The sequence below is a fragment of the Pseudonocardia nantongensis genome, assembly GCF_046546495.1.
Classification (GTDB): Bacteria; Actinomycetota; Actinomycetes; order Mycobacteriales; family Pseudonocardiaceae; genus Pseudonocardia; species Pseudonocardia nantongensis.
On sequence record NZ_JBKGXT010000005.1, the window covers coordinates 25,786 to 47,181 of the forward strand.

Annotated in this window: 20 protein-coding genes; 1 reads left to right on the top strand and 19 read right to left on the bottom strand. The window is 72.3% G+C overall.

Going from position 1 to position 21,396, the window contains the following annotated elements; genetic code table 11:
* Positions 1 to 31: 31 nt before the first annotated feature.
* From ACLFMI_RS06975 to ACLFMI_RS07060, 18 genes are all read right to left on the bottom strand, one after another.
* Positions 32 to 1,009, bottom strand: coding sequence for a polyprenyl synthetase family protein (locus ACLFMI_RS06975; RefSeq protein WP_410947096.1), 978 nt, complete (start codon positions 1,007 to 1,009; stop codon positions 32 to 34).
* A 48-nt stretch (positions 1,010 to 1,057) separates the two neighbouring features.
* Positions 1,058 to 2,701: an NADH-quinone oxidoreductase subunit NuoN gene (gene nuoN, locus ACLFMI_RS06980; protein WP_410946909.1), complete on the bottom strand. Its 1,644-nt coding sequence runs from the start codon at positions 2,699 to 2,701 to the stop codon at positions 1,058 to 1,060.
* Complete coding sequence (locus ACLFMI_RS06985) at positions 2,698 to 4,374, bottom strand: NADH-quinone oxidoreductase subunit M (protein WP_410946910.1); 1,677 nt, start codon at positions 4,372 to 4,374, stop codon at positions 2,698 to 2,700. Before ACLFMI_RS06985 ends, nuoN begins: the two co-directional genes overlap by 4 nt.
* Complete coding sequence (gene nuoL, locus ACLFMI_RS06990; RefSeq protein ID WP_410947097.1) at positions 4,374 to 6,269, bottom strand: NADH-quinone oxidoreductase subunit L; 1,896 nt, start codon at positions 6,267 to 6,269, stop codon at positions 4,374 to 4,376. The genes ACLFMI_RS06985 and nuoL overlap by 1 nt, the downstream gene beginning before the upstream one ends.
* Before the next feature lie 70 nt (positions 6,270 to 6,339).
* Positions 6,340 to 6,639 carry an NADH-quinone oxidoreductase subunit NuoK gene (gene nuoK / locus ACLFMI_RS06995; RefSeq protein ID WP_410946911.1) on the bottom strand — a complete coding sequence of 100 codons (300 nt, stop codon included), beginning with the start codon at positions 6,637 to 6,639 and terminating at the stop codon, positions 6,340 to 6,342.
* A complete protein-coding gene (locus tag ACLFMI_RS07000; RefSeq protein WP_410946912.1) occupies positions 6,636 to 7,520 on the bottom strand; it encodes an NADH-quinone oxidoreductase subunit J in 885 nt (294 codons plus the stop codon). Before ACLFMI_RS07000 ends, nuoK begins: the two co-directional genes overlap by 4 nt.
* On the bottom strand, positions 7,517 to 8,056 hold the full coding sequence (gene nuoI / locus ACLFMI_RS07005) for an NADH-quinone oxidoreductase subunit NuoI (protein ID WP_410946913.1): 540 nt from the start codon (positions 8,054 to 8,056) through the stop codon (positions 7,517 to 7,519). The genes ACLFMI_RS07000 and nuoI overlap by 4 nt, the downstream gene beginning before the upstream one ends.
* Positions 8,057 to 9,301 (bottom strand): NADH-quinone oxidoreductase subunit NuoH, encoded by a 1,245-nt coding sequence (gene nuoH / locus ACLFMI_RS07010; RefSeq protein ID WP_410947098.1) that lies wholly within the window; start codon positions 9,299 to 9,301, stop codon positions 8,057 to 8,059.
* 47 nt (positions 9,302 to 9,348) lie between these two features.
* Complete coding sequence (locus ACLFMI_RS07015; protein WP_410946914.1) at positions 9,349 to 11,796, bottom strand: NADH-quinone oxidoreductase subunit G; 2,448 nt, start codon at positions 11,794 to 11,796, stop codon at positions 9,349 to 9,351.
* Positions 11,793 to 13,181 (bottom strand): NADH-quinone oxidoreductase subunit NuoF, encoded by a 1,389-nt coding sequence (gene nuoF, locus ACLFMI_RS07020; RefSeq protein ID WP_410946915.1) that lies wholly within the window; start codon positions 13,179 to 13,181, stop codon positions 11,793 to 11,795. Before nuoF ends, ACLFMI_RS07015 begins: the two co-directional genes overlap by 4 nt.
* A gap of 4 nt (positions 13,182 to 13,185) precedes the next feature.
* Positions 13,186 to 14,016 carry an NADH-quinone oxidoreductase subunit NuoE gene (nuoE, locus tag ACLFMI_RS07025; protein WP_410946916.1) on the bottom strand — a complete coding sequence of 277 codons (831 nt, stop codon included), beginning with the start codon at positions 14,014 to 14,016 and terminating at the stop codon, positions 13,186 to 13,188.
* Between the two features lie 31 nt (positions 14,017 to 14,047).
* Positions 14,048 to 15,397 (bottom strand): NADH-quinone oxidoreductase subunit D, encoded by a 1,350-nt coding sequence (locus tag ACLFMI_RS07030; RefSeq protein ID WP_410946917.1) that lies wholly within the window; start codon positions 15,395 to 15,397, stop codon positions 14,048 to 14,050.
* The gene (locus ACLFMI_RS07035) at positions 15,394 to 16,239 is read right to left on the bottom strand and encodes an NADH-quinone oxidoreductase subunit C (RefSeq protein ID WP_410946918.1); all 846 of its coding nucleotides are present in this window, start codon (positions 16,237 to 16,239) and stop codon (positions 15,394 to 15,396) included. The genes ACLFMI_RS07030 and ACLFMI_RS07035 overlap by 4 nt, the downstream gene beginning before the upstream one ends.
* The gene (locus ACLFMI_RS07040; protein ID WP_410946919.1) at positions 16,236 to 16,949 is read right to left on the bottom strand and encodes a NuoB/complex I 20 kDa subunit family protein; all 714 of its coding nucleotides are present in this window, start codon (positions 16,947 to 16,949) and stop codon (positions 16,236 to 16,238) included. Before ACLFMI_RS07040 ends, ACLFMI_RS07035 begins: the two co-directional genes overlap by 4 nt.
* A gap of 7 nt (positions 16,950 to 16,956) precedes the next feature.
* The gene (locus ACLFMI_RS07045; protein ID WP_410946920.1) at positions 16,957 to 17,322 is read right to left on the bottom strand and encodes an NADH-quinone oxidoreductase subunit A; all 366 of its coding nucleotides are present in this window, start codon (positions 17,320 to 17,322) and stop codon (positions 16,957 to 16,959) included.
* A gap of 405 nt (positions 17,323 to 17,727) precedes the next feature.
* Complete coding sequence (locus tag ACLFMI_RS07050) at positions 17,728 to 18,420, bottom strand: demethylmenaquinone methyltransferase (RefSeq protein WP_410946921.1); 693 nt, start codon at positions 18,418 to 18,420, stop codon at positions 17,728 to 17,730.
* Positions 18,421 to 18,439: 19 nt separating this feature from the next.
* Positions 18,440 to 18,586 carry a hypothetical protein gene (locus tag ACLFMI_RS07055; protein WP_410946922.1) on the bottom strand — a complete coding sequence of 49 codons (147 nt, stop codon included), beginning with the start codon at positions 18,584 to 18,586 and terminating at the stop codon, positions 18,440 to 18,442.
* A 101-nt stretch (positions 18,587 to 18,687) separates the two neighbouring features.
* Positions 18,688 to 19,887: a glycosyltransferase family 4 protein gene (locus ACLFMI_RS07060; protein ID WP_410946923.1), complete on the bottom strand. Its 1,200-nt coding sequence runs from the start codon at positions 19,885 to 19,887 to the stop codon at positions 18,688 to 18,690.
* A gap of 178 nt (positions 19,888 to 20,065) precedes the next feature.
* On the opposite strand from ACLFMI_RS07060, the gene ACLFMI_RS07065 reads away from it, so the two are divergent.
* Entirely contained in the window at positions 20,066 to 20,881 is an 816-nt protein-coding gene (locus ACLFMI_RS07065) for an inositol monophosphatase family protein (RefSeq protein ID WP_410946924.1), read from the top strand.
* Here ACLFMI_RS07065 and ACLFMI_RS07070 read toward each other — a convergent pair.
* Entirely contained in the window at positions 20,878 to 21,372 is a 495-nt protein-coding gene (locus ACLFMI_RS07070; RefSeq protein ID WP_410946925.1) for a DUF3592 domain-containing protein, read from the bottom strand. The two genes, ACLFMI_RS07065 and ACLFMI_RS07070, sit on opposite strands and share 4 nt — an antisense overlap.
* Positions 21,373 to 21,396: the final 24 nt, after the last annotated feature.

Consider the following 21,396-nt stretch of genomic DNA (forward strand, 5'->3'; position numbering starts at 1 on the left):
CGGGTCCGGGCGGGAGACCGGCCGCAGGTGCTCAGCCGGTGCGCTCGACCGTGTAGTCGGTCAGGGTGCGCAGGGCGTCGATCGCCGGGCAGGCCGGAAGCGCGTCCAGCTCGGCGCGGGCCCGGTCGGCGTAGCCGGCCACGGTCCCCCGGGCGGCCACCAGCCCGTTCCCCGACCGCAGCAGCTCCAGCGCCTCGGCGACCTCGGCGTCATCGGTGATCGGGGCGGCCAGCAGCTCACGCAGCCGCCGGGCGTCCGGCGAGTCGTCGCCGTCGCGCAGCGCGTAGAGCATCGGCAGCGTGTGCACGCCCTCGCGCAGGTCGGTGCCCGGCGTCTTGCCCGAGTCGTCCGCGGGGGACGCGATGTCGATGATGTCGTCCGAGATCTGGAACGCCGTGCCGATCAGGTCACCGAACCGGCGCAACGCCTCGACGTGCTCGGCCGGGGCGCCGGAGAACATCCCGCCGTACCGGCCGGAGGTCGCGATCAGCGAGCCGGTCTTCTCGGCGACCACCCGCAGGTAGTGCTCGACCGGGTCGTCCGACTCCTTCGGGCCCCGGGTCTCACGCATCTGCCCGGTGACGAGCTGGGCGAACGTCTCGGCCACGATCCGCACCGCGTTCGGACCGAGGTCGGCCACCAACCGGGACGCGTGCGCGAACAGGAAGTCCCCGGTCAGGATCGCGACCGAGTTGTCCCAGCGGGAGTTCGCGCTCTGCGCACCACGGCGCATCGCGGCCTCGTCCATCACGTCGTCGTGGTACAGCGTGGCCAGGTGGATGAGCTCCACCACGGCCGCCGCGGTGATCACGTCGTCCCGTTCCGGATGCGGTCCGACCTGCGCCGCGAGCACCGTGAACAGCGGCCGGAACCGCTTCCCGCCTGCGTCGATGAGGTGCAGCGAGGTCGCGGTGACGAACTCGTAGTCGCTGTGCACCTCGCGGTGCAGCAGGTCCTCGACCCGCTTCAGCCCGTCCGCCGTGGCCTCGGCCAAGCCCGGATCGGCCATCCGGACCCCGGCCACACTCTGTGTCTCCACCCCCACAGCGTACGAACGTCAGCCCGCGAACGCGCCGCTGGCGGCCCATTCGAGGACGGGTGTGGGAAGAATCCCGAGGAGCAGCGTCGCCAGCGTGCCCAGGGTGATCGCCACGGTGGTGAACGCGCCCGGTACGACGACGGTCGGCCCGTCCTCGGCCGGCTCGCTGAAGTACATCAGCACGACCACCCGCAGGTAGAAGAACGCCGCCACCGCGCTGGCGATCAGGGCGATCACCACCAGCGGGACCATGCCGTCCGCCGAGGCGGCCGAGAACACCGCGAACTTGGCGGTGAACCCGCTGGTCAGCGGGATCCCGGCGAGCGCGAGCAGCAGGAACGTCATGACGCCTGCGACCAGCGGCGAGCGCTTGGCCAGCCCGGCCCACGCCGACAGGTGCCCCGCCTCGCCGTCCGGTCCGCGGACAAGCGAGACGATGCCGAACACCGCGATCGTGGTGAACCCGTAGGCCACCAGGTAGAACAGCATCCCGGCGGTGCCCTGCGGCGTGATCGCCATCGCCCCGAGCAGCAGGAACCCGGCGTGCGCGATCGACGAGTAGGCGATCATCCGCTTGACGTCGGTCTGGGTGAGGCCGAGCACCGCGCCGATCGCCATCGACACGATCGCGACCGCCCAGAGCACGCCGCGCCACTCCCAGCGGGTGCTGCCGAACGCCACGTACAGCACCCGGGCGATGGCACCGAACGCCGCCACCTTCGTGCAGGCCGCCATGAACGCCGTGACCGGTGTCGGGGCGCCCTGGTAGACGTCCGGGGTCCAGGTGTGGAACGGGCCCACCGAACCCTTGAACAGCAGCCCGACCAGCAGCAACGCGAGTCCGGCGAACAGCAGCGTGTCCGAGGCGAGGCTGCCCGCGGCCGCCTGCGAGATCTCGGAGAGCCGGACCGAGCCGGCGTAGCCGTAGAGCAGTGCGATGCCGTACAGGAAGAACGCCGAGGCGAACGCGCCGAGCAGGAAGTACTTGACGGCCGCCTCGTGCGACAGCAACCGCCTGCGCCGGGCCAGCCCGCACATCAGGTACAGCGGCAGCGACAGCACCTCGAGTGCGATGAACATCGTCAGCAGGTCGTTGGCGGCGACGAAGGCCATCATCCCGCCGAGCGCGAACAGCGCGAACGGGAACGGCTCGGTCTGCATCGTCGGGGCCTGGCCGGGCAGGCCGTAGGACCGGTCGACGTGCTCCGGGGCGTCGTCGGACGGCGGGGAGCCTGCCCCGGCGGAGCCGCCGCCGTTGCGGACGGCGGCCCGCTCGGCGGACGAGGCGACGAACACGCCGCCCGGCTCCACCGACCGGTCGGCCAGCATCAGCAGGCTCGGGATGGCCAGCACCAGCAGCGTCCCCCACAGGAACAGCGTCGGGACGTCGACGGCCAGCGCGGCCCCGAAGGTGAGCACCGGGTCGGGCCCGGACAGCGCGTAGCCGGCCAGCGCGATCAGCGCCGCGACCATGGTGAGCACCGTCCACAGCACCTGCACCGGCCAGCGCTGGTGCCGGGGCAGGAACGCCTCCAGCAGCACCGACACGCACGCGCCGGCGAACACGATCCACAGCGGCGCCGACGCCGCCCAGTCGATCGCCGGCATCTCGATCACGGACGGCGGCTGCGCCGGTACGAGGCCTGCCAGGGAGCTGCTCATCGGGGGATCCCTCCCACCTGCACCGGGTCGGCCAGGCCGACCTCCTGCATGGTCGCCGTCACCGACGGGTTGATCAGGTCGAGTACCGGCGCCGGGTAGAAGCCGAGCACCACGATGGCGACGATCAGCGGCGCGAGCACCCCGATCTCGCGACCGGTCAGGTCCGGGAAGCCGGTGCCCTTGCGGGCCGCCGCCACCCCGGGGTCGATCATCGAACCGGGCCCGCCCGCGCCGCCGCGTTCCAGCGCCGCGATCACCGCGGTGCCGCGGACCGGGCCCTGCATGGTGCGCTGGTAGAACCAGAGCACGTAGAGCGCGGCGAAGATGATCCCGATCGTCGCGATGATCGTGAACACCGGCCGGGTCGGGAACGAGCCGACCAGCACCAGGAACTCGGAGACGAACGCATTCGTCCCGGGCAACGCCAGCGAACTCATCCCGGCCAGCAGCAGGCACCCCGCCATCACCGGGGCCAGCTTCGCGACGCCGCCGTAGTCGGAGATCAGCCGCGATCCGCCGCGGCTGATCAGCACGCCGACCATCACGAACAGCATGCCGGTCGAGAGCCCGTGGTTGACCATGTAGAGCGTCGCCCCGGCGAAGGCCTGCGAGGAGAACGCGAACACGCCCAGGGCGATGAAACCGAAGTGCGCCACCGAGGTGTAGGCGACGAACCGGCCCATGTCGTCCTGACCGACCGCGAGCAGCGCGGCGTAGATGATCCCGGCGACGGCCAGCACCAGCACCAGCGGCGCCATGATCTGGCTGGCCTGCGGGAACAGCGGCAGCAGGTAGCGCAGGAAGCCGAACGTGCCGACCTTGTCCAGCACGCCGACGAGCAGCACCGCACCGACGATCGGGGCCTCGGCGCCGGCGTCGGGCAGCCAGGTGTGGAACGGCACCAGCGGCGCCTTGATCGCGAACGCGGCGAAGAAGCCGAGGAACAGCCACACCTGGGTGGAGGCCGGGACGCTCGACGCCATCGCCTGCAGGTCGGCCCAGGTGAACGTGCCCTGCCCCAGCTGCTCCTCGCTGACCACGAACAGCCCGATCAGCGACGCGAGCATGATCAGGCCGCCGAGCAGTGAGTAGAGGAAGAACTTGACCGCCGCGTACTGCCGCCTCGGCCCGCCGAAGCGGCCGATCAGGAAGTACATCGGGACCAGCATGGCCTCGAAGAACACGTAGAACAGGAAGACGTCGGTGGCGGCGAAGACGCCGACCAGCGTCGCCTCGGTCGCCAGCAGCAGCGCGAAGTACCCCGCGGCCGACCGGCCCTCGGGCAGCTTCTCCGCCCAGGCGAAGAGCATCAGGCCGGGCACCAGGAACGCCGTCAGGCCGATCATCGCCAGCGCGATGCCGTCCACGCCGAACGCGATGTGCGTCCCGAACGCCGGGATCCACGGGATCGAGAACTCGAGCTGGAAGCGGGTCCCGGCCTCCGCGGCCGGGATCGAGTAGACCGACCACGCGACGACGACGAGCACGAGCTCGAGCAGTGCAGTCGCCATCGCGACGCCCTTGGCGGCGGCGGTGTTGTGCCGCAGCGGGTACATCACCAGGGCACCCACGACCGGCAGCAGCAGCAGGAGGACCAGCAGCGGGTTGCCCCCGGAGTCCGGGACGATCGGGGCGGCGACATTCAACGGGGCGGCGACATTCAACAGCAGCATCAGACGAACCTCACTGCCAGCATCGCGGCGACGATGAGGACACCGCCGCCGAGCATCGAGAGTGCGTAGGACCGGACGAACCCGGTCTGCAGCCGGCGCAGCCGGCCGGAGCTGCCGCCGAACCCGGCGGCCACGCCGTTGACCAGGCCGTCGACCCCGCGGTTGTCGAAGAAGACCAGGATCCGGGTGAGCCAGATTCCGGGTCGTTCGACGAACGCCTCGTTGAACGCGTTCGCCCCCAGGTCGGCGCGCGCCGCGGCCACCACCGGGGAGACCCGCTGCGGCCGCTGCACCGGCACCGCCCGGCGGCCGACGAACAGGTAGGCCAGCAGCACGCCGAGCAACGAGACGCCGACGACCAGCCACGGGATCACCGCGTGCGGCAGCGCACCGCCGGAGAGCTCGACCCGCTCCCCGACCGACGGGGACAGCCAGCCCGGCAGCACCGGGTAGAGCAGCGCACCGGCCCCGATCGAGCCGAGCGCCAGGACGATCATCGGCGCGGTCATCGTCACCGGGGACTCGTGCGGGTGGTAGTCGCGGCCGTCGGCCGAGGTCAGGTCCTTCCAGCGGGCCCGGCCGAAGAAGGTCATCAGCATCAGCCGGGTCATGTAGAAGCCGGTGAGCCCGGCGGCCAGCGTCGCCAGCCCGCCGAACACCCAGCCCTGCCAGCCCTCCTGGGCGAACGCGGCCTCGATGATCGCGTCCTTGGAGAAGTAGCCGGACAGGAACGGGAACCCGATCAGCGCCAGGTAGCCGAGGCCGAAGGTCACGAAGGTGACGGGCAGCTTGCGCCAGAGCCCGCCGAACCGGCGCATGTCGACGTCGTCGTTCATCGCGTGCATCACCGAGCCGGCCCCGAGGAACAACCCGGCCTTGAAGAAGCCGTGCGTGAGCAGGTGCAGGATGCCCAGCGCGTAGCCGACCGGCCCGAGCCCGACGGCCAGGATCATGTAGCCGATCTGGCTGACCGTGGAGTAGGCGAGCACCTTCTTGATGTCGTCGTAGGCGCAGCCGACGATCGCGCCGATCATCAGCGTGATCGCGCCGATCAGGCAGACGACCAGCCGTCCGGTGTCGGACAGGTTGTAGATCGGCGCGGCCCGGGCGATCAGGTAGACACCCGCGGTGACCATCGTCGCGGCGTGGATCAGGGCCGAGACCGGGGTCGGGCCCTCCATCGCGTCCGGGAGCCATGACTGCAGCGGGAACTGGCCGGACTTGCCGCAGGCGCCGAGCAGGAGCAGCAGCGTGATCGCCAGGACGGCGCCGCCGGGCACCTCGCCGATCCGGGCGAAGACCTCGGAGTACTGCAGCGTGCCGAGCTCCAGCCAGAGCAGGAAGATCGCGATGGCCAGGCCGACGTCACCGACCCGGTTCATCAGGAACGCCTTCTTCGCCGCGGTCGCCGCGGACGGGCGGTCCTGGTAGAAGCCGATCAGCAGGTAGGACGCCAGGCCGACGCCCTCCCAGCCCAGATAGAGCAGCACGAAGTTGTTGGCCAGGACCAGCACCAGCATCGCCGCGACGAACAGGTTCAGCTGGGCGAAGAACCGGCGCCTGTTCGGGTCGTGGCTCATGTACCCGACCGAGTACAGGTGGATGAGCGCACCGACACCGGTGATCAGCAGGACGAACGTCAGCGACAGCGGGTCGAGCCGGAGCCCGAAGTCGACGTCCAGCGCGCCCGAGGACATCCAGGAGTAGACCGACAGCTCGCGGGTGCGCTGCTCGGGGGACAGCCCGGTGGTCTCGAGGAAGATCGCGAGGCCGACCGCGAACGCGCCGACCACGGTGCCGACGCCGAGCCAGTGGCCCCAGGCGTCCGCGCGGCGGCCGGCGAGGAACAGGACCAGCGCGCCGGCCGCGGGCAGGGCGACCAGGAGCCAGGCCAGCGAGGCCGCTCCGGTCGCCGGTTCGGCGGCCTGCGCGAGGGTGACGGGGAGCTGGTACACGCGCGGGCTCCTAGTACTTCAGCAGGTTCGCGTCGTCCACGGAGGACGACTGCCGGGCGCGGAAGACCGCGGTGATGATGGCCAGGCCGACGACGACCTCGCACGCCGCGACGACCATCACGAACAGCGCCATGACCTGGCCGTTCAGATCGCCGTTGATCCGCGAGAAGGTGACCAGCGTCAGGTTGACCGCGTTCAGCATCAGCTCGATGCACATGAACACCACGACCGCGTTGCGGCGCACCAGCACGCCGACCGCGCCGATCGCGAACAGCAGCGCCGACAGGAGCAGGTAGTACTCGGGCCTCACTTCTCGTGCTCCCCCGTGTCGCTGGCCTCGCCGGCCTCGATCGTCCGGTCCGGGGCCGGTCGCCCGGTGAGCGCGTGCGCATCCGGGGTGGTGGTGTCCGGGACGTCCACCGAGACCGACTCGATGATCTCGGCGAGCGACTCCGGTGCGACCGAGCCGTCCGGCAGCAGCGCGGGCACGGCCACCGAGTTCGCGGTGGCGTAGACGCCCGGGCCCGGCAGCGGGGAGACCCGCGCGTGCTCGCCGCGCAGCCGGCGCAGCACGGTGGCCCGCTGCCCGATCTTGGTGTGCAGCGGGGCCTGGGCCGCGGTGAGCACCATCCCGCCGAGCGCCGCCACCATCAGCAGCGCCGCCGAGAGCTCGAACGCCAGCAGGTAGTCGGTGAAGATCAGCCGGCCGAGCCCCGCGACGTTGGCGCTCGACCCCTGCCCGCCTGCTGCGAGCCCGGCCGGGGTCACCTCGGTCAGCCCGCGGGCGACGCCGCCGACCAGCAGTGCCGCCAGCGCGAGGCCGAACAGCAGCGCCGCGACTCGCTGCCCGCGCAGCACCTCGATCACCGAGTCCCTGGAGTCGCGCCCGACCAGCATCAGCACGAACAGGAACAACATCATCACCGCGCCGGTGTAGACGATGATCTGCGCGACCCCGAGGAACGGCGCCGCTTGCAGGATGTAGAGCACGGCGATCGAGAACATCGTCAGCACCAGCATCAGCGCGGCGTGTACCGCGTGCCGGGCGAAGACCAGGCCGAGCGCCCCGGCCAGCGCGACCGGGCCGAGGATCCAGAACGCGACCGCCTCGCCGGTGGTGACCTCGCCGCCGGCCTGGGCGAGCACGGTGAGCGTGCCCAGGGTCGAGGTCTGCTCCGCGAGCACGCTCACCGGACCTGGTCCCCGGTCGGGTCCTGCGGGGAGGCCTTGGCCAGGCTCGGGCCCTGGACGTAGTAGTCCTGCTCGTCGTCCCCGAGGCGCATCGGGTGCGGCGGCTGCTCCATGCCGGGCAGCAGCGGCGCCATCAGCTGCTCCTTGGTGTAGATGAGGTCCTGCCGGTTGTCGTCGGCCAGCTCGTAGAAGTTGGTCATCGTCAGCGACCGGGTCGGGCAGGCCTCGATGCACAGGCCGCAGCCGATGCACCGCAGGTAGTTGATCTGGTAGATCGCGCCGTAGCGCTCACCCGGCGAGTACCGGGCCTCCTCGGTGTTGTCCCCGCCCTCGACGTAGATCGCGTCGGCCGGGCAGGCCCAGGCGCACAGCTCGCAGCCCACGCACTTCTCCAGCCCGTCCGGGTGCCGGTTGAGCTGGTGCCGCCCGTGGTAGCGCGGAGCGGCGGGCGGGAAGTCCTCGGGGTACTCCTCGGTGACCACCTTCTTGAACATCGTCGAGAAGGTGACGCCGAAGCCCTTGAAGAAGTCGAACATCTACTCGCTCTCCCTTCCGGCGCCCACGGCCTTGCGGCGCTTCGGGGGTGCATCGGGGACCGTGAGGTCCAGGGGTGGCACCGGGTAGTCCGACGCCGGCTCCACCGGTGCGGGCTCGGTCTGGCGGTCCGGCAGCAGCAGCGCCACCGTCAGCACGACGGCCAGGCCGAAGCCGATCAGCACCAGCAGCAGCAGGTAGTTGTCGCCGCCGGTGGACACGTAGGTGCGGATGCCGAAGATCGCCACGATCCAGACCAGCATCACCGGGATCAGGACCTTCCAGCCCAGCTTCATGAACTGGTCGTAGCGGAACCGGGGCAGCGTGCCGCGCAGCCAGATGAACACGAACAGGAACAGCAGGACCTTGATGATGAAGGCCACGAACTGCAGCCAGCCGTAGGCGTTGAGGAAGCTCAGCGGCCACGGCCACATCCCGCCGCCGAGGAACAGCGTCACCGCCATCGCCGAGACGGTCACCATGTTCACGTACTCGGCCAGGAAGAACAGCGCGAACTTCAGCGACGAGTACTCGGTGTGGAACCCGCCGACCAGCTCCGACTCGGCCTCCGGGAGGTCGAACGGGGCCCGGTTGGTCTCGCCCACCATCGAGATCACGAAGACCACGAAGCTCGGGATCAGCAGCCAGAAGTACCAGCCCGACGCCTGCGCGGCGACGATCCCGGCAGTGGACCCGGACCCGGCGTAGAGCACCACGCCGACCAGGGTCAGGCCGAGCGCGATCTCGTAGGAGATCACCTGCGCGGCCGAGCGCAGCGCGCCGAGCAGCGAGTACGGCGAGCCGGACGCCCAGCCGCCGAGCACGATCCCGTACACCCCGATCGAGGAGCAGGCCAGCACCACGAACACGCCGATCGGCAGGTCGACCAGCTGCAGCACGGTCTCCTCGCCGAAGATCGTGACCTCGCCGCCGAACGGGATCACCGAGAACGCCACGAACGCCGGCACGGTCGAGATGACCGGGGCGATGAAGTAGACCTTCTTGTCGGCCAGCGCCGGCACGATGTCTTCCTTGAACGCCAGCTTCAGCCCATCGGCGAGGCTCTGCAACCAGCCGCCGGGGCCGGTCCGGTTCGGGCCCGGCCGGTGCTGCATCCGGCCGACGACCTTGCGCTCCCAGTTGATCATGAAAAGGGTGAGCACGACACCGAGCGCGAACAGCCCGACGACCTTGATCAGGATCAGCCAGATCGGGTCGTCGGCCAGCAGTTGCTGGGTGCGGGTCATCCCGTCCGCCGGGGGCGGGACCTGCGCGGGGAGCAGGGCCAGGAGGTTCACGAGGCGCTCCCGCTGGTTCCGGCCGGCACGACGCCGACCAGGTCTCCGTGGCCGGCCCCGAGGGTCGGCCGGACGTGCGAGCCGGGTGAGCAGGTCGGCAGCCAGACGACGCCGTCCGGCAGGTCGGCCAGCGACACCGGCAGGGTGACCGTCCCGCGGTCGGTGCGCACCGCCGCGTCCGCGCCCTCGGTCAGGCCGAGCCGCTCCGCGGTGGCCGCGTTGACCTTCACGTAGGGCCGCCGCGCGGTGCCGGCCAGGGCCGGCTCGTCGACCGCCAGCGACCCGTCGTCGACCAGCTGACGCGAGGTGGCGAGCACCGCCTGCCCGTAGCCGGGGCGCCTGGGCTCGCCGGCCGTGGCGGTCGGGGCGGCGGTGCCTGCCCGGCGGGTACCGAGCCGGGCGATCTCGCCGGCCGCGGCCGCCGGGGTCTGGGTGAACAGGTCGGCGTCCATCTCGACGCCGAGGGTGTCCAGCACCCGGCAGTCCGGCAGCACGCCGGTCGCGTCCAGCGCGACCCCGAACTCGCGGCTCCGGCCCTCCCAGTTCAGGTAGGTGCCGGAGCGCTGCGCGTCCGGCGCCACCGGCAGCACGACGTCGGCGAGCTCGGTGACCGCACTCTCGGAGATCTCCAGGCTGACCAGGAACCCGACCTCCCGCAGCGCGGTGATCGCGGCCGCCGGGTCGGCCATGTCCTGCGGGTCCACCCCGCCGACGACCAGTGCGGCCAGCTCCCCGCCCGCCGCGGCGGCGAGGATCCCGGCGGCGTCCCGGCCGGGCGTCGCGGGCAGCGGCCCGGCGCCCCAGGCCGCCTCGATCTCGGCGCGGGCCGCAGCGTCGGCGACCGGACGGCCGCCGGGCAGCAGGGTCGGCAGCGCGCCGGCCTCGACCGCGCCACGGTCACCGGCCCGGCGCGGCAGCCAGCCCAACGCCGCCCCGGTGCGGGCCGCGAGCGCGGACACCGCCGAGTACAGCCCGGGCGACTCCGCCGCCCGGTCACCGACCAGGACGACCGCACCGGGCTCCGACAGTGCCGCCACGACGTCGTGACCGGGATCGGCGACCACGGCGGCCTCGGAGCCGGGTACCGCGTGCAGCACGGTGGTGCCGGTCTTGCGTGCGCCCTCCGAGGTGAACGGCGCGACCTGGAAGTGCCGCAGGCCCTTCTTCCGCCACGCCTTGCGCAGCCGCAGGAAGACCATCCCGGACTCGTCCTCCGGGTCGGTCCCGACGGTGAGCACCGCCGGCGCGTTCTCGATCCCGGTGAACGTGAGGCCGTCCTCGGGGGTGGTCCCCACGACGTGTGCGGCGACGAACTGCAGCTCCTCGTCCGAGTGCGGCCGGGCGCGGAAGTCGACGTCGTTGGTGCGGGCGACGACCCGGGCGAACTTGGCGTAGGCGTAGGCGTCCTCGAGCGTGAGGCGCCCGCCGGGCAGCACGCCGATCCCGGCCCCGTCCCGGGCCGCGAGCAGGCCATCGGCCGCGACCTGCAACGCCTCGGTCCAGGAGGTCTCGACCAGCTCACCGCCGGCCCGGCGCACCATCGGCCGGGTGATCCGGGCGCCGCTGCCCAGGTAGCGGAAGGCGAAGCGGCCCTTGTCGCAGAGCCACTCCTCGTTGACCTCCGGGTCGTTGCCGGCCATCCGGCGCAGCACCGTGCCGCGCCGGGAGTCGGTGCGCATGTCGCAGCCGGAGCTGCAGTGCTCGCAGACGCCCTTGGTGGAGCGCAGGTCGAACGGCCGGGACCGGAACCGGTACGCCGCGCTGGTCAGCGCGCCGACCGGGCAGATCTGGATGGTGTTGCCGGAGAAGTAGGACTGGAACGGCTGGTCCTCGGCGATCCCGATCTGCTGGTCCGCGCCGCGGTCCATCAGATCGATGAACGGGTCACCGGCGATCTCGTCGGAGAACCGGGTGCAGCGCTGGCACATGATGCAGCGCTCGCGGTCCAGCAGGACCTGCGACGAGATCGGCAGCGGCTTCGGGAACGTCCGCTTCGTCTCCACGAACCGGGAGTCGGCGCGCCCGTTGGCCATGGCCTGGTTCTGCAGCGGGCACTCGCCGCCCTTGTCGCAGACCGGGCAGTCCAGCGGGTGGTTGATGAGCAGCAGCTCCATCACACCCTGCTGCGCCTTGTCCGCCCGCTCGGACGTCTTCTGGGTCCGCACGACCATGCCGTCGGCGACCGACATGGTGCAGCTGGCCTGCGGCTTGGGCATCGGCCGGCCGCCCATCTCCACCTCGACCAGGCACTGCCGGCAGGCACCGGCCGGGTCGAGCAGCGGGTGGTCGCAGAACCGCGGGATCACGATGCCGAGCTGCTCGCAGGTGCGGATGAGCAGCTCGCCCTTGGGCGCGTCGACGACCCGGTCGTCGATGGTGAGCCGGACGTGCCCCTCGGGCACCGGCGTCTCCTCGGTGGTGTCCCGCTCCGGAGTGAGAGTCATACGGAGGCTCCCGTGAGTGCTGTGCCGTCGGTCCGTTCCGCCAGCTCCACGTCCGCCAGCTGCTCCGGGCGGTCGACCGCGGGCTGCTCGGCGATCAGGTCCAGGAACTCCTGGCGGAAGTACTGGATCGCGCTGGTGATCGGGCTGGTCGCGCCGTCCCCGAGCGCGCAGAAGGCGCGACCCAGGACGTTGTCGCAGACGTCGACCATGGTGTCGATGTCGGAGCTCGTGCCCTCGCCGCGCACCATCCGCTGCAGCACCAGCTCCAGCCAGTAGGTGCCCTCCCGGCACGGGGTGCACTTGCCGCAGCTCTCGTGCTTGTAGAACTCGGTCCACTTCATCACCGCCCACGGCACCGAGACGGTCTCGTTGAACACCTGGACCGCGGTGGTGCCCAGCATCGACCCGGCCTCGGCGGCGCCCTCGAAGTCCAGCGGGACGTCCAGGTGTTCGGCGGTGAGCAGCGGCGTCGACGACCCGCCCGGCGTCCAGAACTTGAGCCGGACCCCGTCCTTCATCCCGCCGGCCAGCTCGAGGAGCTCACGCAGCGTGATCCCGAGCGGGGCCTCGTACTGGCCCGGGAACTCGACGTGCCCGGAGATCGAGTAGATCTTCGGGCCCGGGGACTTCTCCCGGCCCATCGAGCGGAACCAGTCCGAGCCGCCGTTCACGATGGCCGGCACCGAGGCGATCGTCTCGACGTTGTTCACCACGGTGGGGCACGCGTAGAGGCCCGAGGTGGCCGGGAACGGCGGCTTGAGCCGCGGTTGCCCACGCCGGCCCTCCAGCGAGTCCAGCAGCGCGGTCTCCTCGCCGCAGATGTAGGCGCCCGCCCCGGCGTGCACCACGATCTCCAGGTCGAACCCGGTGCCGAGGATGTCGGTGCCGAGATAGCCCGCCTCGGTCGCCTCGCGGACCGCGGCCCGCAGCCGACGGATGCAGTGCACCGCCTCGCCGCGCACGTAGATCGCGCAGTAGTTGGCCCGGATCGCGTAGCTGGTGACGATGCAGCCCTCGATCAGCGCGTGCGGGTCGGCCATCATCGTCGGGATGTCCTTGCAGGTCCCCGGCTCGCCCTCGTCGGCGTTGATGACCAGGTACTTCGGCTTGGCGCCGGGCCCGGTGCCGGAGCCGTCGTCCTGCGGGATGAACCCCCACTTCATGCCGGCGGGGAACCCCGCGCCGCCGCGGCCGCGCAGCCCGGAGTCCTTGATCAGCTGGATCAGCTGGTCCGGGTGCGCCGCGAAGGCGGGGCGCAGCGAGCGGTAGCCCTCGAGCTGGGAGTAGGTGTCGATCGACCAGGAGCGCGGGGACAGCCACCGCCGGGTCAGTACCGGGGTGATCGGGTCCGGCTTGCGCACGGGCTCGTCGTGAGGAGAGGTCATGGGATCACTTCTTCTCCGGTAGCGCGGGCATCGCCGGGGCCTCGTCCGGCATCGCCGGGGCGGTCCAGCCGCGGTCCTCGGCCAGCCGGGCACCGCGGACCGACTCCACCGCGCCGGACGGGCCCTCGACCCGGGCCGTCTGGTCGATCGGGGCGGCGTCGTCGGTGAACCCGGCCAGCTCCAGCTCGATCGTGCGCAGGTCGGTCAGCGGCGCCCCGCGGGTCGGCTGCGGACGCTCGCCGCGACGCAGGGCGTCCACCAGCTCGACCGCGGAGTCGACCGTCTGGTTGTCGAAGTACTCGTAGTTGACCTGCAGTACCGGGGCGAGGTCGCACGCCGCCAGGCACTCGGCGTGCTCGAGGGTGATCGAGCCCGGGCTGCCGGGCTCGCCGGCGGTGTCCTCCTGGCCCAGCGGCCGGTCCTCCGACCCGAGGTGGGTGCGGAGCCGGGCGAAGATGTCGTCGCCGCCGAGCGCCGCGCACAGCGTGTTGGTGCACACGCTGACCAGGTGCTCACCGCTCGGGCTGCGCTTGTACATCGTGTAGAACGTCGACACCGCCGAGACCTCGGCGGTGGTCAGCTCCAGGGCCTCGGCGCAGTACCGGATCCCGTCCTGGCTGACGTACCCCTCGACCGACTGCACCAGGTGCAGCAGCGGCAGCAGGGCCGAGCGGGAATGCGGGTACCGGGCGATGACCTCCCTGGTCCGCTCCCTAGTGAGCTCGTCGAAGACCGGCGAGACCGGCGACGGCTCGGGCGGGGCCGGGAACTCGCGCTCGGTCGGCGTGGCGTGCGCCGGGGCGTTCGCCTCCGGGTTTCCCTCGGGCAGTGTCATCGCGCGACTCCGCTCCGCTGCGTCCACGGTGTCATCGGTCGCAACCTCCCATCACGGGGTCGATCGAGGCGACGGAGGCGATCACGTCGGCGATCTGGCCGCCCTCGCTCATCGCCGGCATCGACTGCAGGTTCACGAAGCTGGGGTCGCGCAGGTGCACCCGGACCGGGCGGGTGCCGCCGTCGGACACCAGGTGCGCGCCGAGCTCGCCGCGCGGGGACTCCACGGCCGCGTAGGCCTGGCCCGGCGGCACGGAGAAGCCCTCGGTCACCAGCTTGAAGTGGTGGATCAGCGACTCCATCGACTGACCCATGATCTTGCGGACGTACTCGAGGGTGTTGCCCATCCCGTCGCTGCCGATCGAGAGCTGCGCCGGCCAGGCGACCTTCGGGTCGTCGACCATGACCGGGCCCGGGCCGATCTCGTCGAGCTTGGCCAGCGCCTGCTCCATGAGTCCCAGCGACTCGTGGATCTCGGCGACGCGCAGCTTGTAGCGGGCGTAGCAGTCGGCCTCGGTGGCCGTCGGGACCTCGAAGTCGTACTCGTCGTAGACCGAGTACGGCATGTGCTTGCGCAGGTCCCAGGCCAGGCCAGCGGCGCGCAGGATCGGGCCGGACGCGCCGAGCGCCAGGCAGCCGTCGACCGGCAGGTAGCCCACGCCCTCCAGCCGTTGCCGCCAGATCGGCTGCCCGGTGAGCAGCCGGTCGTAGTCCGGCATCCGGGTCTTCATGACCTTCAGGAACTCGCGGACCTTCTCCGCGTAGTCGGCGGGCAGGTCCTGGGCGAGCCCGCCGGGCCGGATGAACGCGTGGTTCATCCGCAGCCCGGTCAGGAACTCCAGCAGGTGCAGGACCTCCTCGCGCTCGCGGAAGCCGGAGGTCATGCCGGTCAGCGCGCCGAGCTCCATGCCGCCGGTGGCCAGCGCGACCAGGTGCGAGCCGATCCGGTTCAGCTCCATGAGCAGCACCCGGATGTGCTCGGCGCGGCGCGGGACCTCGACCCCGAGCAGCCGCTCGACGGCCATGCAGTACGCGGCCTCGTTGAACAGCGGGGACAGGTAGTCCGCGCGGGTCACGAAGGTGACCCCCTGGGTCCAGGTCCGGTACTCGCAGTTCTTCTCGATGCCGGTGTGCAGGTACCCGATCACCGGGCGGCCCTGGGTGACGGTCTCGCCCTCCAGCTCCAGGACCAGGCGCAGCACCCCGTGCGTGGACGGGTGCTGCGGCCCCATGTTGATGACGATGCGGTCGTCGTGCTCGGCGTCGAGCAGGGTGTCCCAGTCGCCGCCGGTGACGGTGTAGACGGTGCCCTCGGTGGTCTCCCGGCCGGGGGCGGCGTACGGGTCCTGCTGCGGGGTGGCGTCGGCCCGGGTGTCGGTCATGAGTAGGCCCTCCGCTCGTCCGGCGGCGGAATCTCCGCGCCCTTGTACTCCACGGGGATGCCACCCAGCGGGTAGCTCTTGCGCTGGGGGTAGCCCTCCCAGTCGTCCGGCATGAGGATCCGGGTCAGCGCGGGGTGGCCGTCGAAGACGATCCCGAACATGTCCCAGGTCTCGCGCTCGTGCCAGTCCGCCGTCGGGAACACGTCGACGACGCTGTCCACGTGCAGGTTCTCCAGGTCCAGCCCTACCTCGAGCCGGATCCGGCGCCGGTAGGTCATCGACAGCAGGTGGTAGACGACGTGCACCGGGCGGTCGACCGGCTGGCCGTCCGGCGCCGAGTAGTCCACACCGGACACCGTCGAGCAGAACTCGAAACGCAGCCCCGGGTCGTCGCGCAGGGTGCGGGCGACCGCGTTCAGCCGGTCCGGCACGACGTAGAGGGTCATCTCGTCCCGGTCGATGGTGACCTGCTCGACGGCATCGCGCGGGATGCTCCGCTCGTCCAGCGCGGCGCCCAGCTCGTCGGCGAACTCGTCGAACCAGCCCCCGAACGGCCGCTCGGCCGGGGCCGGGCTGTGTCCGGGCAGGCGCAGCCCGCCGTAGCCGGAGGTGTCGCCGGTGTCCCGGACGCCGAACATGCCGGACCGGGTCCGCGTCTCGGTGATCCCCGCGGCGGGACGGTCGCCGGACAGCGCGTCACCCCCGCCGCGGGTTCGCTGCTCCTCCAGCGCGGCGCCGCTCTCCTGCGCCGACGAGTGCGCACCGCCGGTGGGCTCGGCACCGACGCCCGCGGACTCCGGCGCGGAGGTCTCGTCCTTCGAGGTGTCCTTCGGCTCGCTCACTTCTGCTCACCTCCGGTGAGGCCGGCGGCCTCGGCCAGCGTGGGGAGCTCCGCGCGCTCGCCGGTCACCAGCGCGTTCGTGGTGTCCTTCGGCTGCGCACCCGGCTCCAGGTAGTTCGGGACGTCCGGCGTGGGGGTGTTCTTGAGCGCCCCGAGCCGCTTGTGCTTCGGCGCGTACTTCACCGACGACGGCACCATCGGCGTCCGGTACCCGGACTCGGCCAGCTCCGCGGCCCGCTTCTGGCCGAGCGGCTCGTCCTGGATCTTCGCGTGGATCTTGAGGATCGCGTCGATCAGCATCTCCGGCCGCGGCGGGCAGCCCGGCAGGTACATGTCCACCGGCACCACGTGGTCGACGCCCTGGACGATCGCGTAGTTGTTGAACATGCCGCCGGAGCTGGCGCACACGCCCATCGCGAGCACCCAGCGCGGCTCCGGCATCTGGTCGTAGATCTGGCGCAGGACCGGCGCCATCTTGTTGCTCACCCGGCCCGCGACGATCATCAGGTCGGCCTGGCGGGGGGAGGCCCGGAAGACCTCCATGCCGAACCGGCCCAGGTCGTAGCGCGGGGCACCGGACGTCATCATCTCGATCGCGCAGCAGGCCAGGCCGAACGTGGCCGGCCAGAGCGACGACTTGTGGGTCCAGTTGACCAGCTTCTCGACGCTGGTCAACAGGACGCCGGACGGCAGGTTCTCCTCGACTCCCATGACTGCCTCAGTTCCACTCGAGCCCGCCGCGCCGCCATTCGTAGGCGTACGCGAAGGCGATCGTGGCGATGTAGAGCGTGATGGCCACGAACCCGAAGATGCCGACGGCGTCCGCGACGACGGCGTACGGGTACATGAACACCAGCTCGATGTCGAACAGGATGAACAGCATCGCCGTGAGGTAGAAGGCGACCGGGACGCGGCCGCCACCGACGATCGGCTGCGGCGACGGTTCGATGCCGCACTCGTAGGAGTCCAGCTTCGCCCGGTTGAACCGGCGCGGTCCGATCAGCGGCGCGGCGGCGACGGAGAACACCGCGAACCCCGCCGCCAACGCGGCCAGCAGGACGAGCGGGAGATAGGGATCGAGCATCCGTACACCTTCGTAGTCGCGCGGCCACCGCCGTTGGTGGTGATCGACAGCCGGTCGCGCAGACCCTATGTCCGGCACGCTGTGACGAACGACCCAGGCGAGCCTTACCTCCACCTGGGTATACGTCACGTGTGATCCATATCGACCCTGGTCGAGCCGGTACGGACGCCGTGTCGAGCACCACCCTTGTGAAAAACTTCACGAACTCCGGGGAGAGTGTAGGACGTGCACTCCGCGTCCGCTCCGTCGGATCCCGATCCCGTTGCCGCACAAGCCCCCGGAGCACCACCGACACACCCCTGCACCGCTCGCAGCGCACCGTCGCCCCCTGCAGCGCCCGCTGCAGCCGACGGTGGGGGGAGGGGACGGGTCGCCGCGCGGGGCCGGCGCCGCTGCGGGCGGGGGTCAGGCCGGCTTGACGGCCCGGTGCAGGGCGACCGCACCGAAGGTCAGGTCGCGCCAGGCGACCCGCTCCCAGCCGGCGGCACCGATCCGGGCGGCCAGCTCCGGCTGCGCCGGCCAGTCCCGGATCGACTCGGCGAGGTAGGTGTAGGCCTCCGGGTTCGACGACAGCCGCCGGGCGACCGTCGGGAGCACGTGCCCGAGCACGACGCCCTGGTACAGGAGCCGGAACGGGGCCCAGGTCGGCGTCGAGAACTCGCAGACGACCAGCCGCCCGCCCGGACGGGTGACCCGGGCCAGCTCGCGCAGCCCGGCGTCCGGGTCGGCGACGTTGCGCAGGCCGAAGGAGATCGTCACGGCGTCGAACACGCCATCGGCGAAGGGCAGTGCCACCGCGTCGGCGGCGGTCTTGGGGACGTCCCGGTGCGCGCCGGCCCGGAGCATGCCCTGCGAGAAGTCCGCGGCGACGCACCAGGCGCCGTCCCTGGCGAGCTCGACGGTGGACACCGCTGTGCCCGCGGCCAGGTCCAGGACCCGCTCGCCGCGGCGCGGGCCCAGCGCGCGCCGGGTCTGCACCCGCCAGTACCGGTCCTGGCCGCCGGACAGCGCGGTGTTGGTCAGGTCGTAGCGGCGGGCGACGCCGTCGAACATGCGCGCGACGTCCTGCGGGTCCTTCTCGAGGTCGGCACGGGACACGGGGTCGACAGTACGGCGTTCAGCCGAGGTGCTCGCGCAGCACCTCGCGCAGCCCGGCCAGGTACTCGGCGCGGGCCCGGGCCGCGGTGGCGGGCCCCGCGTCGGCCGGGATGCTGAGGGCGCCGGTGCCGCCGGCGCCGGTGACGGCACCCGTGCCGTGCAGCACGATCCACCGGTGGTCGTAGTCGTGCGGACGCGAGCGGTCCCGGGCGACCGCGCGGATCGCGGCCCGACGGACCCGGCTCGGGGCGGGGCCGGAACCCGGGTTCAGGCGGCGAGGCGATCGGGGACGGCCTCGTCGAGCACCCGGTTGTAGTGCGCGACCAGCTCGTCGCCGACCGCGGTCCAGGTGCGGCGCAGCACCGACTGCCGGGCCGCGAGACCGAACGCCCGGTTGCGGGCCGGCTCGCAGAGCGCCTGTACCGCCGCGATCAGCTCGGCGTCGGCGGCGTCGGTGGCCGGGTCGCCCGGCGGCTCACCGGGAACCGCACCGGCCGTACGGGCGGCGGAGGTACCGCCGTCCGGGCGCGGCGCGACCAGGTAGCCGGTCCGCCCGGGCAGCACCAGGTCGCGCGGGCCGCCCGCGTCCGGCGCGACCACCGGCACCCCGGATGCGAGCGCCTCCTGCACCGCCTGGCAGAAGGTCTCGGCCTGCCCGGTGTGTACGAACACGTCCAGGCTCGCGTAGATCTCGGCCAGCTCGTCGCCACCGCGGTGCCCGAGGAACACCGCCGAGGGCAGCCGCTCGCGCAGGTACCCGCTGCTCGGCCCGTCCCCGACGACGACGAGCCGGGTCCCCGGCACGTTCCCGAGCACGGCGAGGCGTTCCACCTGCTTCTCCGGGGCGAGCCGGCCCACGAACCCGACGAGCCGCTCGCCGTGCGGGGCCAGCTCGGCGCGCCGGCCGGGGCTCCGCCGGGACGGGGTGAACCGCCGGGTGTCGACCCCGCGCGCCCACTGGTGCACCCGCGGCACGCCGCGCTCGCGCAGCGCCCCGGTCGCCCAGCTGGACGGGGCAAGCGTCCGGTCGGCCATCGAGTGCAGCCGGCAGGTCCAGCGCCACGCGGCGCGGGCGGTCAGCCCGAGGCCGTACGAGGCGGCGAACCCGGCGACGTCGGTCTGGTAGATCGCGACCGTCGGAATGCCGAGCCGGCGGGCGGCGGCCAGGCCCCGGGCGCCGACCACGAACGGAGCCGCGAGGTGCACGACGTCGGGCCGGAACGCGCGCAGCGCCCGCACGATCCGCCGACTCGGCACGCCGACCGGCATCGAGTTCACCACCGGCAGCTCGACCGCCGGGATCCGGACGACCGGGATGCCGTCGTACACCTCGGGCTCGCCGGAGCCGGGTGCCACGACGAGCACGTCGTGCCCGGCGGCGCGCAGGTGCTCGCACACCCGCAGCGCCGAGTTGGTGACGCCGTTGACCACCGGCAGGAAACATTCCGAGACGATTGCGACGCGCACGGTGAGCACAGTGGTCCCCGCGCGACGCCGGACCGGGTCGGCGGCGTGATCACTCGCCCAACGCCTCGCGAACATCGGGTACCCGGACGGACGGGGTGGCGCGAGTTGGTCCGACCGGCGCGCGGCCGTCACCTCGGGGTCGCGGCCGGGTCACGTGCGGTCCGGAGACTCGGTCCGTATGACGGCCGCCCCGTACACCGCACACCCCGCGCCCCCGGTGGACCCGGCGCTGCTGTCCCGCGCCCTGGACACGGCCGGGCGGCTCGCCAACGACGCCGCCGAGGTGATCACCGCGACGCTCGGTCCCGGCGGCGGGGACGTCACCGGCGAGGCGAAGGCGAACCCGTTCGACTGGGTCACCGACACCGATCGCACGCTGGAGCGGCACACCCGCCGGGTGCTGGCCGCCGAGTTCCCCGGCCACCCGGTGGTCGGTGAGGAGTACGGGGCGGACGCCGGCGCCGACCGGACGCCGATGCGCTGGGTGGTGGACCCGGTGGACGGCACCGCGAACTACGTCGCCGGGCTGCCCTGGTGTGCCTACAGCCTGGCCCTCGTCGACGCCGCCGGGCCGGCCGTCGGGGTGGTGGCCGACCCGGGGCGCGGGCAGATCTACGCGGCCGCCCGGGGCCGCGGGTTCCGGGCCAACGGGGTGCCGGTGCCGCCGGTGCGGGCGTCCCGGCTGGCCGGGTCGCTGGTCTGCGCGGAGGACCCGGCGGACGGGGTCGTGGCCCGTGCCCGGGCGGCACACGCCGGCGTGCGGGTGCTCGGCTCGGCCGCGCTGGCGATCACCCAGGTGGCGCTCGGGCACGCGGTGGCCGCGGTGCTGGAGCGCTATCACGAGTGGGACGTGGCGGGTGCACTCTGCCTGGCCGCCGAGGCGGGTGCCCTGGTGCTGGGCCGGGACGGCCGGGAGCGGGCGATGCCCGAGGGCGGGATGCTCGTCGTCGCCCCGGCGGTGGCGGCCGAGGTGTGCGCCCTCTGGCGCGGTTAGCCCTGCTGCGTGCGCTCCCGCCGGCGGCGCAGCACGAGGTACACCGGTGCGACGAGCACCCAGCCGGCCGCGATGCCACCGAGCGTCGGCAGGATCCCGTCGACGGCGTTGCGCCCGGCCACCCGAACCCGGGTCGGCTCGGTGCTGTCGTACTCGACGTAGAGGTTCTGGCCCGGGGTCAGCCCGACCGGGTAGGAGATGCCGGCCCCGGGGGTCTGCAGGCGCCCCTCGCCGTCGACGTACCGGACGACGGTGCGCCAGTAGTCCGAGCCGTCGAGCACGGTCGCGGCGGTGGTGGCCTGGTTGGCCGAGATCCGCGCGTCGTCCAGCGCGGCACCGCCGAGTGCGATCAGCGCGAGCAGCGTCCACACGACGCCGACCCCCAGCACGATCTCCGGGACCCGGCGCCGGAGGGCGGCGAGGATCCGGCCCGCGGCGGCTCTGGACTCGGTCAGCACGTCCTCGGTCGGACTGGTCGTCGGGCTGGTCACCCGACCGATTCTAGGGAGCGCCGG